The following is a 17756-nucleotide window of genomic DNA, read 5'->3' as shown; positions in this document are numbered from 1 at the left end:
TCTCCTCCCAGTGATTTCGCTTACGAAGTGATTTCCCGTTGCAATTTCAGTCGATACGTCCGAACCAGGCGCCATAGCCGCCGAGGCGGATGGGGCCGGTGCCAGTCTGTGCCGAAAAGCCGTGCCCCGGCAAGGGTTGCAGCGAGCCCTGGCCGAGATCGACCTCGGCGGGCTTGCTGCCGAGGTTGAAGACGCAGACGACGCGCTCATTGCCCTCGCGCCGCGTGAAGGCGACGGTGTCGCCGTCGCTTTCGATGAAATCGATGTCGCCCTTGGCCAGCGCCGGATGCTGGCGCCGGAAGGCGAGGAAGCGGCGGTAGTGTTCGAGCAGCGAGCCGGCGTCGCCCTCCTGCACGTTGACCGCCTGCGACAGGTGCTTGCCCGGCACCGGCAGCCATGGCTTTGCGGTCGAGAAGCCGCCATTCGTCGCCGCCGTCTCCCACACCATCGGCGTGCGGCAGCCGTCGCGGCCCTTGAATTCCGGCCAGAAACGGATGCCGTAGGGGTCCTGCAGGTCTTCGAATTTGAGTTCCGCTTCGCCGAGCCCGAGTTCCTCGCCTTGATAGATGCAGACCGAGCCGCGCAGCGACATCAGCAGCGCCGAGATCACCTTGAGATAGGCGATCGGGTCGGCCTCATCGGCCGCCCAGCGCGAGGCCGGGCGCATCACATCGTGGTTGGAGAAGGCCCAGCACGACCAGCCGTCGCTGGCCACCCGGCCGAAAGCTTCCAGCACCGCGCGCACCTTGGCGGCGCTGATCTTTTCCGGCGCCAGGAAGTCGAAGGAATAGCACATATGCACGCGCTTGCCCTCGGCGGTGTAGGCGGCGACTACTTCGAGCCCGCGTTGCGAATCGCCGACCTCACCGACGGCGGCTTGCGCCGGATATTCGTCGAGCAGCGTGCGGAAACGCTCAAGGAAAGCGAGGTTCTCCGGCCGGCTCTTGTCGTAGATATGGTCCTGGTAGTTGTAGGGGTTCACCGCCGGCGCCGTCTGGTCGTTGCGCTCTTCCGGCGGCAGCGGCGGATTGTCCTCCAGCCCCTGGCTGTGGAAGTAGAAATTGATGGTGTCGAGGCGAAAACCGTCGACGCCGCGCTCCAGCCAGAAGCGGGTGATGTCGAGCAGCGCGTCCTGGACTTCCCGGTTGTGGAAGTTGAGGTCCGGCTGCTCGGCGAGGAAATTATGCATGTAATATTGCTGGCGGCTGGTGTCCCACTGCCAGGCCGAGCCGCCGAAGATCGACAGCCAGTTGTTGGGCGGCGTGCCGTCGGGTTTTGCGTCCGCCCAGACATACCAGTCCGCCTTGGCGTTGCTTCGGCTGGAGCGGCTCTCCTTGAACCACGGATGGATGTCGGCAGTGTGCGACAGCACCTCGTCGATCATCACCTTGAGGCCGAGCCGATGCGCCTCGGCGACCAGCGCATCGAAATCGGCCAGCGTGCCGAACATCGGATCGACATCGCAATAATCCGAGACGTCGTAGCCGAAATCCTTCATCGGCGATTTGAAGAAGGGCGAGATCCAGATGGCGTCGACGCCGAGCCCGGCAATGTAGGGCAGCCGCCGCACGATGCCTTTCAGGTCGCCGATGCCGTCCCCATTCGAGTCCTGATAGGAGCGCGGATAGATCTGGTAGATCACCGCGCCCCGCCACCAGTCGCGGTCGACGGCGGGGTCTGGTCTCGAAGTTGCCTTCAAAGCCGATTGCATGTCTTCAGCCTCCTTTCACCGAGCCGGCCAGCAGCCCGCGGACGAAATAGCGTTGCAGCGAGAAGAAGACGATCAGCGGCACGATGATGGTGATGAAGGCCGATGTCGTCAGGATTTCCCAATTGCCGCCGCGCGAACCGAGCAGCGCGTTGAGCTGCGCCGTCAGCACGATCTGGTCCGGCGCTGTACCAAGGAAAACCATCGCCACCAACAGATCGTTCCAGACCCACAGGAACTGGAAGATGGCAAAGGAGGCAAGCACCGGGAAAGACAGCGGCAGCACGATCTTGACGAAGATCTCGAAGTCGCTGGCGCCGTCGATGCGCGCCGATTCCATGATCTCGCGCGGCAGGCCGGCGATGTAGCTCCTGAGCAGATAGATGGCGAAGGGCAGGCCGAAGCCGGTATGCGCCAGCCAGATGCCGAGATAGGTCTTCGACGGCACGCCGAAGAAGGTGCCGACGCCGTTATAGAGCTTGAGCAGCGGGATCAGCGACATCTGCAGCGGCACGACCAGGAGGCCGATGACGACCGCGATCAGCAGCGCCCGTCCCGGAAAGCGCATCCAGGCCAGTGCATAGGCGGCGAAGGCGGCGATCAGGATCGGGATCACCGTCGCCGGTATGGTCACCGTCAGCGAGTTCATGAAGGAGCGGCCGATGCCTTGCGACAACAGCACGTTCTTGTAGTTCTCGGTGGTGAATTTCGGCGGCGCCGACGAAGCGTAATAAACGCGCTGGCCGCGGTCGCCTTCGAAGGCTTTCGGCGAGGAAAGCACGAAGCCGCCGTCGGCATTCACCTGCAGCGTCACGCCGTCGCCGAGATCGGCCGCCGCTCCGGCCTTGTACTGCGTCGGGGCAGCCGCCTTCACGCCGAAGGCACTGATCTCGCGTTTGGGCTCGTCGCCGAAGATGTTGCCCTCGATGACGTATTTGCCGTCCTTCTGCGTCTGCGCCGAAGCGGCCGGCAACCGGCCGGCGCCGTTCTGGGTCGAACTGGCGAAGGAATTCCACCAGCCCGAGGCGACGATCTGGTCCTTGTCGCGCAACGACGAGACCAGGATGCCGAGGGTAGGAACGGTCCAGATCGCCACGAAGACCAGCACCGCGAGATGGACGCCGAAGCGGCCGACGAAGGATTTTCCGGTAGCGCTGGCCATCTCAGTGTCCTCCGGTCTCTTTGTTGGCCTGACGAATGTTCCAGACCATGATCGGAATGACCGCGATCATGATGATGATGGCGATGGTCGCGCCGCGGCCGAAATCGCCGCCGCCGCGGAACATCCAGTCGAACATCAGATTGGCCAGCACCTGGCTGTTCCATTGGCCGTTGGTCATCGTCAGCACGATGTCGAACACCTTCAGCACCAGGATGGTGATTGTGGTCCAGACCACGGCGATGGTGCCCCAGATCTGCGGCACCATGATCTTCCAGAAGATCTGGAATGGATTGGCGCCGTCGATGACGGCGGCTTCCAGTGTCTCTTCCGGAATGCCGCGCAGCGCCGACGACAGGATCACCATGGCAAAGCCGGTCTGGATCCAGATCAGGATGATCATCAGGAAGAAGTTGTTCCAGAACGGCAGCGATATCCACACCTGCGGCTGGCCGCCGAAATACTGGATGATGGCGTTGAGCAGGCCGATCTGCACCTGGCCCTCGCCGCGATACTCGTAGATGAACTTCCAGATCACGCTGGCGCCGACGAAGGAGATGGCCAGTGGCAGGAAGATCAGGCTTTTGGCGATGGTGCCCCACCAGATCTTGTCGGTCAGCACGGCGATGATCAGGCCGAGGAAGGTGCAGGCCGCCGGCACCACCGCAAGCCACAATATGTTGTTCAGGATCGAGTTGCGGAAATCATGATCGCCGAACGCCCATTGGTAGTTCGCCAGCCCGACGAAATGCTCGCCGCCGCGGTCGAGGAAGGAAAGCCTGAGCGTCTCGACCACCGGATAGATCAGATAGATGGTGAGGATGATCATCGCCGGGCCGACGAACAGCCAGGGCCGCACCAGCCCCTGCCGGCGCAGATTGTCGACGGCGGCCGTGCCGGAAACCCCGCGCGATGGGAAGATCATATCGAGCAGTTTGTTGGCGCCCCAGAAATAGGCGACACAGCCGCCGACGCCGATGATGATGACGAATATGGCCGAGAAAATCTGAGCCGCCATGGTCCCTCTCCCTGCGCATGACCTGCCGGCAATGCCGGCGGTCGGATGCACCGACTTTTGAGCTATTCGGAACAATCGAAACGCGAAGGCATCCGGCGTGCGCCGCCGGTCGGATCCGGGCCGTAGCCCGGATCCAGGTGGAGGATGAGGAGGATATCAGGCCGCGCGCGGCGGCCTGTTTGCCGGTCGCTTACTTGATCGCATCCCAGCTCTTCTGGATGTCGGCGGCGACGTCCTGCGCGGACTTGCCGCCGACCAGGTCGATCATGCCGGTCCAGAACGAGCCGGCGCCGACCTTGCCCGGCATCAGGTCCGAGCCGTCGAAGCGCACCGTCGTGGCGTTGACCAGGATCTCGCCCTGCTTCTTCAGCGCTTCGCTGCCATAGGCTTCCTTGTTGGCGCCCTTGAACGGCGTGACGAAGCTCTTCTGCGCCATCCACAATTCATGCGCGAGCGGCATCTGCAGGAACTTGATGAACTCGCGCGACGCCTTGGAATCCTTGGTGATCATCACCAGCGTTCCGGCCACTTCCTGCGGCGTGCCCAGTTCCGGCTTGGAGGCGTAGGGCGGGTAGGGGAAGAAGTCCGCGTCCTGGCCGAGCTTCACGTTTTCCGGGAAGAAGGAGGGTATGAAGGAGGCCTGATGGTGCATGTAGCACTTCGGCGGCACGGTGAAGAGACCCTTCGGGCTGTCGCGGAAGTCGGTCGCAGCTACCGCCTTTGCGCCGCCGTCGACCATCTTGTCGTCGGTGGCGATCTTGGCGAAGATGTCGATGGCGTTGACGACCGCCGGATCGGTGAACGGGATCTCGTTCTTGACCCACTTATCATAGACCTCCGGCGGCTGCGTCCTCAGCATGATGTCCTCGACCCAGTCGGTCGCCGGCCAGCCGGTGGCGCCGCCCGAGCCAAGGCCGATGCACCATGGCTTGCCGCCGTCGGCGATGATCTTCTTTTCGAGGTCGGCCAGTTCCTCCTGCGTCTTCGGCACCTTGTAGCCGGCTTCCTCGAAATTGTCGGGCGAGTACCAGATCAGGCCCTTGACGTCGATCTTGTAGGGAAGCGCGTAGAAGCCGGGCTTGCCGTCCTTGCCGTTATATGTGCCGAGCTTGGCCCAGGAATCGCCCGCGGCGTAGTTCTCCTTGACCCAGGCGGCGACGTCGTCGCCCAGCGGGGTCAGCACGCCCTTGGAGGCAAGATCCTGGATCAGGCCCGGCTGCGGCAGGATGGCGATGTTGGGCGGGCTGCCGGCCTGGGTGTCGATGACGATCTGCTGCTCGTAATTCTCGGACGAGGAGTATTTGACGTCCGCGCCGGTGGCCTCGGCGAAATAATCCAGCACCGAGCGGGCCAGGTCTTCGTCCTCGCCGCGCCACGGCCCGAAGATGGTCAGCGTCTCGCCCTTGAGGTCGACCTTCTTGAGGTCGTCGTAATTGGCCCAGTGAAACTTCGGATCTTCGCCCGGCTTGAACTTCAGATCGGCATGCGCCGGCAGACTGATCGTGAGCGCCGCGAACGCTGCGCCCAGCATAAGCATTTTCTTCATCGCATTCCTCCCAGTGGTCACACACAGGACGAGACCTCCATCTCGTCCGCCGACGCCCGCGGAACTGTGACTCAGCGAAAGGGCAACCGCAACCTTTCGAAGAGGCTTCCAAAGCGCTTTGGCTGATTTGATCTCGCCACTGAATCGTCTGGAAGTCAAGAGGGCTTGCGCTCTAACCGATTTAAATACTGCCCGATATGCTGCGAATTTGCACCGCAGCATAGTTTTTTGGCAGTGCAGCAGCGTTTTCCACTTCAACGGGAGCGTGTCCGAAACTATGGTCGAAGCGCCGGAGAATGTCATCGAACCGGCACCGTATCGATTCAGTTTGAAAGCGCTTTGAGGCTTGGAGGGCGCCAATGAACCTCAAACAGCTCTCGCATATGTTGTCGCTCTCGCAGACGACGGTGAGCCGCGCGCTGAACGGCTATCCGGAAGTCAGCGAGGAGACCAGACGGCGCGTGATGGACGCCGCCAAGCGCCACGGCTATCGGCCGAACCCGTCCGCCCGGCGTCTGGCCACCGGCAAGTCGGGCATGATCGGCTATGTGCTGCCGACCGGCAATGCCGTCGACATCGATCCGCATTTCGTCGAGTTCCTGTCCGGCCTCGGCGACTATGCGCGCGCGCATGAGCTCGACCTAGTGCTTTCGCCCGCCGATGCCGACGACGAGGAGACGACCTACCGCCGTATCGTCGCCAATCGCCAGGTCGACGCCGTCTATGTCTCCTCGCCGCGTCCCGCCGACCGGCGGCTGGCTCTGGTCAACACGCTGGGCATTCCTTTCATCGTGCATGGCCGCAGCGAGGGTTTCGATTTCGATTATCCCTATCTCGACATCGACAATGAGGGCGCCTTCCACGAGGCGGCGCGGCTGCTCTTGCAGCTCGGCCACAAGCGGCTGGCGCTGATCAACGGCAATGAGCGCGAGACCTTCGCCATCCACCGCGAGCGCGGCATGCGCCGCGCGCTCGCGGCAAACGGCCTCACACTCGGCGAGCGCCACATCCGCTCCGTCGCCATGACCGAGGAAAACGGCTACCGCGCCGCCCGCCGCCTGCTTGAGGAAAACGAACCGCCGACGGCGATCGTCTGCTCCAGTCTGATCATGGCTCTCGGCGTCGTGCGCGCCGTGCGCGACCTTGGCTTGACTATCCCCGGCGACCTGTCGCTGGTCGCCCATGACGACGTCTTCCCCTGGCTGCGGCCGGAGAACTTTCCTGTGCCGCTGTCGACGACGCGCTCCTCGATCCGCCTCGCCGGCGCGCGCGTCGCCGAGCGCCTGGCGGCGCGCATATCGGGGCTGGAAGAGGGCGCGCGCGGCGAGGTCTGGCCGGTGGATTTGGTGGTCAGGGGATCGGTGGCAGGGGCGCCGAGCTAATTCAAGTCGCCGGAGTGTGCAGTTGTCCAGTGACCACCACCCCATCGAAACAAAGATCTAAAGAGCGTCCCTCGAATTTGTGACCCGCTTTCAGGTCGACCTTAAATCACTCCTTAAAACGGTATTTGCTTTTATGAGCACATACTAATGTGATATATGCGACCGTAGAGGGGTCTTTCATGAAACGGTCGCAAAGGCGCATTGTCTTATTGATGAGCCTTATTTTCACCTCCGGGGCGGAAGCCCACGATTGGTATTCGAAAAGAACTGACCCGATTTTCCACTTCAACTGCTGTAACAATAAGGATTGCCGCCCACTTGATGCTGGCGATATCAGATCGGTCAAGGACGGCTATTTTGTCAGGCGGTCTCGCCCACACCATCGCAATGATCCGCCGGGGGACGAATGGTTTATCCCCAAAGAACGCGTGCAGAGGGCACCGGACGACCGGTACCACATTTGCGAGTCCTTGATTCCAACCGCGCGCGTCGGCAATCATAGGCTGAGATGGACGTGTTTTTTTGCTCCAATGAGCACAAGCTCGACCGCGCGGGACGAGCGGCATTCAAAACTTCAGAATTGAATGCTTTGCCGTTGTGGGACAACGATCGGCCTGCACCTTCTCTTGATCTTGGAAGGTGGCTACCAGTAAGGCAGAGCCATCAACCATTCTCAGGGTGCGCCTCTTTGCCCAAGTTCCCGTTCTCCGAAGCGGATCCGATCCAACATCCCGGGCCGCCGCCGAAGGCGTCGCAGGTGGTGATTGTCGGCGGCGGTGTCATCGGCGTGACGACGGCGCTTTTCCTGGCGGCGCGCAACATTCCGGTGACGCTGCTGGAAAAAGGCCGTGTCGCCGCCGAGCAATCGTCGCGAAACTGGGGCTGGATTAGAAAGCAGGGACGGGACGCGGATGAACTGCCCATCGTCATCGAGGCCATTCGCCTGTGGCGGCAACTGGCCGACGAATGCGGTGAAGACATCGGGCTGACCCAAACAGGCGTGACCTATCTGGCGAACGCCGACAAGGATATGGCCGGCTTCGAAAAATTCATGAAGATCGCCGCGGCCCACGATCTCGACACGCGCCTGCTTGACGCGGGCGAGACCGCGAAACTCATCAACGGTATGTCGCGCGCCTTCAGGGGCGCGATGACGACGCCCTCCGATATGCGCGCCGAACCCTGGTTGGCGGTGCCGGCGCTTGCCCGGCTTGCCGTGCGAAAAGGCGCCAGGATCGTCGAGAACTGCGCGGCGCGGACCCTCGACATCGCGGCCGGCAGGATCAAGGGCGTGTGGACCGAGACGGGATACATCGAGAGCTCTATTGTGCTGGTCGCGGGCGGTGCCTGGTCGTCACTGTTCCTGGCGAGGCATGGCGTCTCCATCCCGCAGCTCAGCGTCCGCGTAACCGTGGCCGCAACCGAACCCTTGCCTGAAATCTACGCGGGCGCGGCCGCCGACGACCACATCGCCTTCAGGCGCAGGCAGGACGGCGGCTACACGCTCGCCGGCGGCGGCAGCCACCTGCTTTACCTGGGGCCTGACGCATTCCGGCACGCCATCAAATATATGCCCGCCCTCAGGAACGATCCGTTCGGGGCGCGCTATTTTCCATTCGCCCCGTCAGGCTACCCGGACGGCTGGTCGACGCCGCGCAATTGGGCGCCGGGTAGCCAGAGCCCGTTTGAAAGAATGCGGGTGCTGAACCCAGCTCCCGAGTCGGCCCGACTGCATGCGATAGAACGCAATTTCAAAAAGCTGTTTCCACAGTTCGAGAAAGCGCGCCTGAAGGTCGGCTGGGGCGGCATGATCGACGCCATGCCCGACGTCGTCCCGGTCGTGGATCGGGTCGAGGCGATCGGCGGTCTTTTCGTTGCGACCGGAATGAGCGGCCACGGCTTCGGCATCGGCCCCGGCATGGGCCGCGTCGTCGCCGACATGATTCAGGGAAACGAGCCCGGCCACGATCTCAGCCGCTTTCGGTTGTCGCGCTTTGATGACGGAAGCCCGGTAAGGTTGGGTCCGGCCCTTTGAATTGATCACTCGCAGTCGGCGACAGTCGACCGACTGCCCGGATGCACTACTTCGCCGCTTCAGCCGCCTTCGTATCAATCAGCCCATAGCCGAAATCATTGTCCCGTCCCTTGGGCCCAAGATCCTTGGCCGTTGCGGCGAGCGCCTTTTCGATATCGTCTGCCGAGCGGTCGGGCGCGGCGTGGATCAGGTTGGCGATGGCGCCGCTGACGATGGCCGCGGCAAACGACGTGCCGGTCACCACCTCGGAGCCGGCGCCGCTCGGCGCCACCATCTCGACGCCCGGCGCCGAGATGAAGACATAGGCGCCGCGATTGGCCTGCGGCATCAACCCGTCCTTGGCGTCGGTGGCCGTCACCGCGATGACGCCGTCGAAGGCTGCCGGATAGCCATAGGGCGCCTTCGGCCCGTTGTTGCCGGCCGCCGCGACCAGCACGATGCCCATCGCGCGGGCATTGCGGCAGGCGGTGCCGAGCAGGTCGTTCTTCGGGCCGACGAAGCTCATATTGATGATGCGCACATCCTGCTCCGCCGCCCAGTCGAGCGCCGACAGGATGACGTCCATGCTCGACTTGCCGCCCTCGAAGGCGCGCGCATGATAGATTTTCGCGCCGGGCGCCATGCCTTCGAGTTGGCCGACACCGGCGATCAGTCCGTCGACCGATGTGCCGTGGTCGCGCTTTTCGATCGGCACGCTTGGCATCGCGTCGAACTGTCCGGCAATCACCCCGGCCAGCGCCGGGTTGGTGTCGTCGATGCCGGTGTCGATGACGGCGACGCGCACGTTCTCGCCGCTCGCCTGTTTCGAATCGAGCTCGATGCGGTCGAAGGCGTAGTTCACGATGCCGGCCGCCTGCTGCAGCGTGTAGATGTGGTTGGGCTCGCGCCGCTGCGTGCGGCCGTCGGCGGCCAACTGCGCCAGCACGACGCCGACCGGACGCCCGTCGGTGATGCCAAAGCGCACCAGCGTCGACCCGAGCAGCCGCGACTGGCGCTGCGAGCGCACCTGCAGGCCGAAGGAGGTCGCGATCTGCTGCACGACGCCGGCATCGCCGTCGACCGTCACCAGCACCTCGTCGGGCACGAACTCGCCGGTGATGGCGCGCGGCGGTTCGGCCAGGTTGAGGCCTTGCGGCACCGTCACCGGCCCGCTCGGCGTGGGTGCTGGCGCCGGCACATTGCCGGAACCGTTCGACGATGATCCATTCGAGGGCGCAGGCGTTTGCGGAGCGGCGCCGGCCGGTTGGTTCGGGAACAGGTCGACGATCAGGGCCGGCAGGAACACCGCGCCGCCCGCCGCTGTGCCGGTTCCCGGCTTCGCGCCGCCATTGCCGCCGTTCTTGTCGCAGCCGTCGCCCGCCGCCGTCATGCGGTTCGTGCAGTCGACCTGTTGTTGCGTCAGGTTCGGATCGTTGGTCTGCGCAAACGCAGGCGCGGCGGCAAAGGCCGCCGCCGCGAGGAGCGCCGCTTTGAGAATGACCGCCTTAGCCGCCATCGGCCGGTTTCCTTCCCTGGATCACAGCTTCCGCGAAAGGCTGGGCGGCAATAAGGCTAACCAGTTTGTCGTAGTCGGCCGCGGTTTCAGCCGGAACGGTCACATGGAAGATGCCGTCGGCGGTCGGTCCGCCGGCTATTTTCAGCCCGTTCTGGCCGAGGAAGCCGGCGATATCGGACATCTTGGCGTCAGCCTTGAACTTGACCAGGGCGAAAGGCAATTTCGCCAGATCATCCTGTGCGCCCGCGACCTCGAAATCGTTGCCCTTGCCGCCCGGGCGCTCGAAGGATTGCACCAGGACGAGCGCCAGCAGCGCAGCGGCCGCCGCCCAGGCGACGCCGGCGGGCATCGCCGTCAGCTGGCCGAATACCTTGGCGAACCAGGACTGGCCGGCAGGCTTGCGCGCCGGGCCGGCTTCGGCGTCGAGCGCCCTGGTGAAGCGCGACAGCGCATCGGCCGGCGGGCGGATCGCCTCGTTGGCGGCCGCAGTGCCGGAGAACTCGGCTTCCGCCTCGCCAAGGGCTGCAAGCGCCGCCGGATCGGAGGCCAGCCATTCCTCGACGGCTTCCAGCTCGGCGCCTTCCAGCGAGCCGTTCAAGTAGAACGGCAGCAGCGTTTCCATCTCGTCGCGGCGCGACATTTTTTCAGCGGCGCTCATGGCCACCCCCTGTCGTAACCGGCGGCCTTGAGGGCCTCGCCGAGTTTCTTGCGGGCGTAGAACATCCTTGTCTTCACCGTGGCGACCGGAATGTCGAGCACTTCGCCGATCTCGGTCACTGACTGTCCGTGATAATACGCAAGGTCGATCACCGTGCGGTGCTCTTCCGGCAAGGCGTTGATCATGCGGCGCAAGGCGGCGGCCTTGTCTTCCTTCATGGTGACGACTTCCGGCGTGTCGGCGCCGTCGGCGATCTCGGCGGCAGCGTCGTCGTCGATCCAGTCTTCCTTCTTCTTGCGCAGCGAGGACAGCGCCTTGAAGCGGGCGATGCCGAGCAGCCATGTCGAGACTTCGGAGCGACCCTCGAAGCCCGGCGCCTGCTTCCACAGCTCCAGAAACACCTCGTTTGCGATATCGTCGGCCATCATTTCCGATCCCGTCTGGCGCGCCACGAAGCGGTAGACCCGCGCGTGGTGACGCATGAACAGGAGCCGAACGGCAGCCCGGTCGCCCTTCGCGACCCGGTCTACGAGCGCGCGATCGGTTTCCGTCGCCGCGGTCATGGCCGGTCGAGCCGCCTGGCTCCTCGTAGCTCTGTCGCTGATCGGTCCAAAATGGTTCATCCTCCGCCCAAGGAATTTTCGGAAGCTAACCGAAGAGCGGGGAGGTTGCCAGTAGGCAGGGATCAGCCCAGAAACGGCTTGGCCTTCATCGTCTCGGGGATCGTCACACCAAGCCGGCTCAGCACCGTCGGCGCCAGCTGCAGCTGGTCGAGCAGCGTGCCGGCCTGCGGCCCCTTGGCAGGGCCGAAATAGTAAAGCGCGAAATCCTGCATCTCGTCGTCATGGCCGCCATGATGGCCCCGATCGGTCTGGCCATGATCGGCGGTGACGATCACCTCGTAGCCGGCTTGGCGCCAGAGCGGCAGGAAGGCCGCCAGCATGCCGTCCATCGCGTAGCAGGCATGGTCCATCTCGATGCAGTCATGGCCGAAGCGATGGCCCATCGAATCCAGCGTGCAGGTGTGCAGGACGCCGTAATCGATGCCGTGGCGCTTCGCCAGCATGGTCAGCGTCGCGAACAGGTCGACATCGCTCGGCGTCATCTGGTTCTTGAGATTGTAGCCGGTCATGCTGTGGAAGCGGCCATGCGTGATCGGCCCGCTCGGATCGTCGAACTCCAGGTCCTCGACAAGGTTGAACGGAAAGCTGCGGAAGAATTCCGACCAGTAGGAATGGGTCACCGCACCCGTCTTGCCGCCCGCCTTGCTCACTTCGGAAAAGATATCCGGCTGGGTGACGCGAAAACGGTTCTCGTTGGATAGGATTCCGTGCACCTGCGGCGTGACCCCGGTGTGGATCGAGGCGTAGCAGCAGGCCGAGGTCGACGGCAGCACCGAACGCATCTTCCACACCTGCGCCTCGCCCGACTGCGCCCAGCCCTCGAGATTGCCCATCAGCCGGCGCCAGTTACGGTAAGGCACGCCGTCGAGGATGATGAGCAGCAGTTTGGATTTGAGCGCCACGGCGAGTTCCTGTGATTGTCCGAAACGGAAGCGCCGCCTATCGCACGGACACGCGGCGCCGAAAAGCACTAGCCTGATACCGGGCGTTCAGTCAGCATTCGCCGGGCGCGTTGCCGTCCAGCAATTGTTTGAGGCCTAGTTGCCGGCGCTCTCCATGCGCCGACCCGCGATCGCCTTCTCCAGCCAGCCGATCTCCATTTCGGGCACCGAGGACAAGAGCAGGTCCGTATAGGCGTCGAAAGGCGGCGTCAGCACCTTGCTCTTGGCGCCGTAGCGCACCACTTCGCCGCGATACATCACCGCGATCGAATCGGCGATCGACTTCACCGTCGCCAGGTCGTGGGTGATGAACAGGTAGGCGACCTTCTCCACCTGCTGCAGGTTCAAGAGAAGCTTGAGGATGCCGTTGGCCACCAGCGGATCGAGCGCCGACGTCACCTCGTCGCAAATGATCAGCTTGGGCTTGGCGGCGAGCGAGCGGGCGATGCAGACGCGCTGCTTCTGGCCGCCGGAGAGCTCGGCCGGGTAGCGGTCGACGAAACCCTTGCCCATCTCGATCTCGTCGAGCAGCTCGGCTACGCGCTTGTCGCGTTCCCTGCCGCGCATGCCGAAATAGAATTCCAGCGGCCGGCCGATGATGGTGCCGACGGTCTGGCGCGGGTTCATCGCCACGTCGGCCATCTGGTAGATCATCTGCAACTGGCGCAGGTCTTCCTTCGGCCGGTCCGCCAGCTTGTTGCCGAGCGGGCGCCCGTCGAAGGTGACGGTGCCTTGCTCAGGCGGCAAAAGTCCGGTGATGGCGCGCGCCAGCGTCGACTTGCCCGAGCCGGATTCGCCGACCACGGCGAGCGTCTGTCCAGGATAGATGTCGACCGAGACGTTCTTCAGCACTTTGACCTGGCCGCCGCCATAGGCGGCGGTGACGTTTTTCACCGACAGGAACGGCGCCGTGCCGGGCTGCTGCTCCTTGTGCTCGATCTCGTGCACCGAAACCAGTGCGTTGGTGTATTCCTGGCGCGGCTCCTTGATGATCTGCCTGGTGCCGCCCCATTCGACCAGCCGGCCATGGCGCAGCACCATGATCTCGTCCGACACCTGGGCGACGACGGCAAGGTCGTGGGTTATGTACAAGGCTGCTACATGCGTGTCGCGGATGGCATCCTTGATCGCCGCCAGCACGTCGATCTGCGTCGTCACGTCGAGCGCCGTGGTCGGCTCGTCGAAGACGATCAAGTCGGGCTCCGAGCACAACGCCATCGCCGTCATAACGCGCTGCAGCTGGCCGCCGGAAACCTGGTGCGGGAAGCGCTGCCCAATGGTTTCGGGATTGGGCAGGCTGAGTTTCTTGAACAGCGTGACGGCACGCTTTTCGGCCTCTGCGCGGGTCGCAGTGCCATGCAGAAGCGTGGCCTCGACCACCTGGTCCATCAAGCGGTGCGCCGGGTTGAAGGCCGCCGCCGCCGACTGCGCGACATAGCAGACCTCGCGGCCGCGCAACTTGCGGAAGCCTTCCTTGCCGCCCTTCAATATGTCGCGGCCGTTGAGGATGACCTCGCCGCCGGTGATGCGCACGCCGCCGCGCCCATAGCCCATCGAGGACAGGCCGATGGTCGACTTGCCGGCGCCGGATTCGCCGATCAGGCCGAGCACCTTGCCCTTTTCCAGCGTCAGCGAGACATCGTGGACCAGCGTGATGGTCTTCGGCGCTTCGCCCGGCGGGTAGACCGTCGCTTCGATGCGCAGGTTGCGGATGTCGAGGAGCAGGCCGGATTTCGCTTTGCCGTCAGCCATCAGCCGCGTCCTCCCTTCAGGCTGGTCGTGCGGTTGAGCACCCAGTCGGCGACGAGATTGACCGAGATCGCAAGTGCGGCGATCGCAGCCGCCGGGATCAGCGCCGCCGGAATGCCGAACACGATGCCGTCCTTGTTTTCCTTGACCATGCCGCCCCAGTCGGCGTCCGGCGGTTGCACGCCGAGGCCGAGGAAGGACAGCGTCGACAGGAAGAGCACGGCGTAGATGAAGCGCAGCCCGAGTTCAGAGACGAGCGGCGACAGCGCGTTGGGCAGGATCTCGCGGAAGATGATCCAGCCGCTGCCTTCGCCGCGCAGCTTCGCCGCCTCGACATAATCCATGACGTTGATGTCGACGGCGACCGCGCGCGACAGGCGGTAGACGCGGGTGGAGTCGAGGATGCCCATCACCAGGATCAGCGTCACCAGGTTGGAGGGCAGCACCGACAGCACCACCAGGCCCATGATCAGCGTCGGGATCGACATCAGGAGGTCGACGAGGCGCGACAGGATGGTGTCGAACCAGCCGCCGAACACCGCCGCCGAGAAACCGAGTATGGCGCCGAGCGAGAAGGACAGCGCCGTCGCCAGCACGGCGATGAACAGCGTGATGCGGGCGCCGTAGATCAGGCGCGACAGAAGATCACGACCGAGATTGTCGGTGCCCAGCCAGTGCGCCGACGACATCGGCTCCCACACGTCGCCGACGATCTCGGCGTTGCCGTGCGGCGCTATCAAGGGCGCGAAGACAGCCGCCAGAACGAACAGCGTCGTCAGCACCAGGCCGATCAGCGCCGCGATAGGGATGCGTCTGATATCGAGCATATCGGCCGCTCCCTATTTCGGATGTCTGAGGCGCGGATTGGCGACGATCGCCGCAATGTCCGCGATGATGTTGAGGCTGATATAAACGGCGGCGAAGATCAGGCCGACCGCCTGCACGACCGGCACGTCGCGCTTGGTGACGTGATCGACGAGATATTGCCCCATGCCGGGATAGACGAAGATCACCTCGACGACGACGACGCCGACCACCAGATAGGCAAGGTTCAGCATGACGACGTTGATGATCGGCGCGATCGCGTTAGGGAAGGCATGCTTGCGGATCACCGCGAAGGCCGAGAGCCCCTTGAGCTCCGCCGTCTCGACATAGGCCGACTGCATGACGTTGAGGATCGCCGCGCGCGTCATGCGCATCATATGCGCAAGCACCACCAGCGTCAGCGCCGTCGCCGGCAGCACGATCGCCTGCATGCGCTCGCCGAACGACATCTCGTCATAGACCGTCGAGATGGCCGGGAAGATCTGCCATTTCACGGCGAAGAAATAAACCAGCAGGTAGCCGATGAAGAACTCTGGAAATGAGGTTGAAGCCAGCGCCAGGCCGGAGATCAGCTTGTCTATCCAGCCATTGCGGTAGCGCACCGCGATCAGGCCTAGGATGATCGCCAGCGGAATGGCCACGATCGCCGCCCAGAAGGCGAGGAACAGAGTGTTCCAAAGCCGTTCCTTGATCGATGTCGCAATGTCCTGTCCGCTCGACATGGCGGTGCCGAGGTCGCCGGTCAGCACGCCGCCCAGCCAATGGAAGTAGCGGATATAGGCAGGCTGGTTGAGCCCGAGCTGCTCGCGCAGATTGGCGAGCGACTCCGGCGTCGCCGACTGTCCGAGAATGGCTTGCGCGACGTCGCCGGGGAGGATCTGGGTGCCGGCGAAGATCAGGACCGAAACGGCCAACAGAAGGAGGATGCCCAGCGCAACGCGCTGGGCAATTAGCTTCACGATGGGTGCGGACATCTCTGCAAAGCCGGACTCAGGCCTGCAGCCAGCACTTCGCCAACGCGTAGCCGTTCATCAGTTCCTGATGCGGATCGTCGACCCAGCCATCGACCTTGGCGCCGGTGGCGTCGATGAACTGATTGAACATCGGCAAGATCAGGCCGCCCTCGTCGCGCACCATGACGGCCATGTCGTGATACATCGCCTTGCGCTTGGCCTCGTCGAGTTCGGCGCGCGCCGCAAGCACCATCTTGTCGAAGTCCGGGCGCTTGAAACGCGTGTCGTTCCAGTCGGCGCTCGACAGATAGGCAGTCGAGTACATCTGATCCTGGGTCGAGCGGCCGCCCCAATAGGAGGCGCAGAAGGGCTGCTTGTTCCAGACCTCGTTCCAGTAGCCGTCGCCGGGCTCGCGCTTGAGCTCGATCTTGATCCCGGCCTTGGCCGCGCTCTGCTGGAAGAGCTGCGAGGCATCGACGGCGCCCGGGAAGGCGACATCCGAGGTCCTCAAGAGCACAGTGCCGTCATGGCCTGACTTCTTGTAGTGGAACTTGGCCTTGTCAGGATCGTATTTGCGCTGCTCGATCTCGGTGAACAGCGGATAGGACGAATTGATCGGGAAGTCGTTGCCGAGCGAGCCGTAGCCGCGCAGCACCTTGTTCAGCATCTCTTCACGGTCGATCGCCAGCTTCAGCGCCATCCTGAGGTCGTTGTTGTCGAACGGCGCCGTGTTGCAATGCATGATGAACACGTAATGGCCGGGGCCGGCATGGTTGCGGATGGTGACGCCCGGCACGCGCTTGATCAGGTCGACGATCTTCGGCTCGACGCGGTTGATCATGTTGACCTGGCCGCCCTGCAAAGCCGCCGTGCGCGCCGTCGCGTCGTTGATGACGACGACCTCGATCTGGTCGGCATGGCCCATCTTGTCGCCTTGCCAGTAGTTGGCGAAGCGCTCGCCGACATGGCGCACGCCGGGCTCGTTAGTCTTGACGACATACGGGCCTGCCGAGATGCCGGCATCCGGCTTGTCCTTGCCGCCATTCGGCTGGACGATCAGGTGGTAGTCGCTCAGCAGGTAGGGAAGGTCGGCATTGGCCTCCTTGAGCGTCAGCACCACTTCCTTGCCATTGGCCTTGATGGTTTCGATGCCCTTCATGTAGCCCAGCGCGCCGGACTTCGACTTCTCGTCGGAGTGACGCTCGAGCGTGGCGGCGACGTCGTCGGCGGTCACGGTCTTGCCGTTGTGGAACTCGACGCCGTCGCGGATCTTCAGCGTCCAGACCTTGGCGTCCTTGGAGGAACCGATCTCCTCGGCGATGCGGTTCTCGAGCTTGCCCTCGGGAGACAGCTCGACGATCATTTCACCCCAGCATTTGCCGAAGGCGAACGGCACCTGCGTCATCATCAGAGCAGGGTCGAGGCTGTTGGTGGATTCACCGCCGACCAGGCCGGCCTTCAGCGTGCCGCCCTTGACCGGGCCGGCCGCGCGCGCTGCGCTCGAAAGCAGCGAGTTGGCGAACGGAGCAGAGATGCCGAGGGCCGCGGCACGGCCAAGAAAGTCGCGGCGGCTGAGCTTTCCGGCAGCGACACGACGGCTGAGATAGTCGAGTTCGTTAGACATTATGGTTCCTCACTCTGGATGGTCCGACCTTATGGTCGTT

General features: G+C 63.7%; 14 protein-coding genes. 2 read left to right on the top strand and 12 right to left on the bottom strand.

All coding sequences use genetic code 11. The features are described 5' to 3' along the window. Nucleotides 1-46: 46 nt before the first annotated feature. The 4 genes from FJ988_RS03130 to FJ988_RS03115 all read right to left on the bottom strand — a co-directional run bounded on the left by FJ988_RS03130 (nucleotide 47) and on the right by FJ988_RS03115 (nucleotide 5431). The gene (locus tag FJ988_RS03130; protein WP_140815263.1) at nucleotides 47-1711 is read right to left on the bottom strand and encodes an alpha-glucosidase family protein; all 1665 of its coding nucleotides are present in this window, start codon (nucleotides 1709-1711) and stop codon (nucleotides 47-49) included. 4 nt (nucleotides 1712-1715) lie between these two features. Beyond that, complete coding sequence (locus FJ988_RS03125) at nucleotides 1716-2870, bottom strand: carbohydrate ABC transporter permease (protein WP_140815262.1); 1155 nt, start codon at nucleotides 2868-2870, stop codon at nucleotides 1716-1718. Between the two features lies 1 nt (nucleotide 2871). Beyond that, the gene (locus tag FJ988_RS03120; protein ID WP_140815261.1) at nucleotides 2872-3885 is read right to left on the bottom strand and encodes a carbohydrate ABC transporter permease; all 1014 of its coding nucleotides are present in this window, start codon (nucleotides 3883-3885) and stop codon (nucleotides 2872-2874) included. A gap of 190 nt (nucleotides 3886-4075) precedes the next feature. Next, on the bottom strand, nucleotides 4076-5431 hold the full coding sequence (locus FJ988_RS03115) for an ABC transporter substrate-binding protein (RefSeq protein WP_140815260.1): 1356 nt from the start codon (nucleotides 5429-5431) through the stop codon (nucleotides 4076-4078). A 359-nt stretch (nucleotides 5432-5790) separates the two neighbouring features. On the opposite strand from FJ988_RS03115, the gene FJ988_RS03110 reads away from it, so the two are divergent. Together FJ988_RS03110 and FJ988_RS03105 are read left to right on the top strand one after the other, a co-directional pair. Next, nucleotides 5791-6813: a LacI family DNA-binding transcriptional regulator gene (locus FJ988_RS03110; protein ID WP_140815259.1), complete on the top strand. Its 1023-nt coding sequence runs from the start codon at nucleotides 5791-5793 to the stop codon at nucleotides 6811-6813. A gap of 688 nt (nucleotides 6814-7501) precedes the next feature. After that, entirely contained in the window at nucleotides 7502-8848 is a 1347-nt protein-coding gene (locus FJ988_RS03105; protein WP_140815258.1) for an FAD-binding oxidoreductase, read from the top strand. A gap of 46 nt (nucleotides 8849-8894) precedes the next feature. Here FJ988_RS03105 and FJ988_RS03100 read toward each other — a convergent pair whose 3' ends face one another. The 8 genes from FJ988_RS03100 to FJ988_RS03065 form a co-directional block, all read right to left on the bottom strand. Further along, on the bottom strand, nucleotides 8895-10343 hold the full coding sequence (locus tag FJ988_RS03100) for a S8 family serine peptidase (protein ID WP_140815257.1): 1449 nt from the start codon (nucleotides 10341-10343) through the stop codon (nucleotides 8895-8897). After that, nucleotides 10333-11001 (bottom strand): anti-sigma factor, encoded by a 669-nt coding sequence (locus tag FJ988_RS03095; RefSeq protein WP_140815256.1) that lies wholly within the window; start codon nucleotides 10999-11001, stop codon nucleotides 10333-10335. The genes FJ988_RS03100 and FJ988_RS03095 overlap by 11 nt, the downstream gene beginning before the upstream one ends. Further along, a complete protein-coding gene (locus FJ988_RS03090; RefSeq protein ID WP_140815255.1) occupies nucleotides 10998-11564 on the bottom strand; it encodes a sigma-70 family RNA polymerase sigma factor in 567 nt (188 codons plus the stop codon). Before FJ988_RS03090 ends, FJ988_RS03095 begins: the two co-directional genes overlap by 4 nt. 122 nt (nucleotides 11565-11686) lie before the next feature. Further along, entirely contained in the window at nucleotides 11687-12526 is an 840-nt protein-coding gene (locus tag FJ988_RS03085) for an alkaline phosphatase family protein (protein WP_140815254.1), read from the bottom strand. Nucleotides 12527-12661: 135 nt separating this feature from the next. Then, nucleotides 12662-14317, bottom strand: coding sequence for an ABC transporter ATP-binding protein (locus FJ988_RS03080; RefSeq protein ID WP_140815253.1), 1656 nt, complete (start codon nucleotides 14315-14317; stop codon nucleotides 12662-12664). Then, complete coding sequence (locus FJ988_RS03075; RefSeq protein ID WP_140815252.1) at nucleotides 14317-15141, bottom strand: ABC transporter permease; 825 nt, start codon at nucleotides 15139-15141, stop codon at nucleotides 14317-14319. Before FJ988_RS03075 ends, FJ988_RS03080 begins: the two co-directional genes overlap by 1 nt. A 12-nt stretch (nucleotides 15142-15153) precedes the next feature. After that, entirely contained in the window at nucleotides 15154-16113 is a 960-nt protein-coding gene (locus FJ988_RS03070) for an ABC transporter permease (protein ID WP_140815251.1), read from the bottom strand. Between the two features lie 16 nt (nucleotides 16114-16129). After that, nucleotides 16130-17716 carry an ABC transporter substrate-binding protein gene (locus FJ988_RS03065; protein WP_140815250.1) on the bottom strand — a complete coding sequence of 529 codons (1587 nt, stop codon included), beginning with the start codon at nucleotides 17714-17716 and terminating at the stop codon, nucleotides 16130-16132. Between the last annotated feature and the right edge of the window lie 40 nt (nucleotides 17717-17756).

Origin of the sequence: Mesorhizobium sp. CU3 (assembly GCF_006442965.1) — a bacterium.
GTDB lineage: Bacteria > Pseudomonadota > Alphaproteobacteria > Rhizobiales > Rhizobiaceae > Mesorhizobium.
The sequence above is the reverse complement of the archived record's forward strand: the minus strand, read 5'-3'. Positions and strand labels throughout refer to the sequence as shown.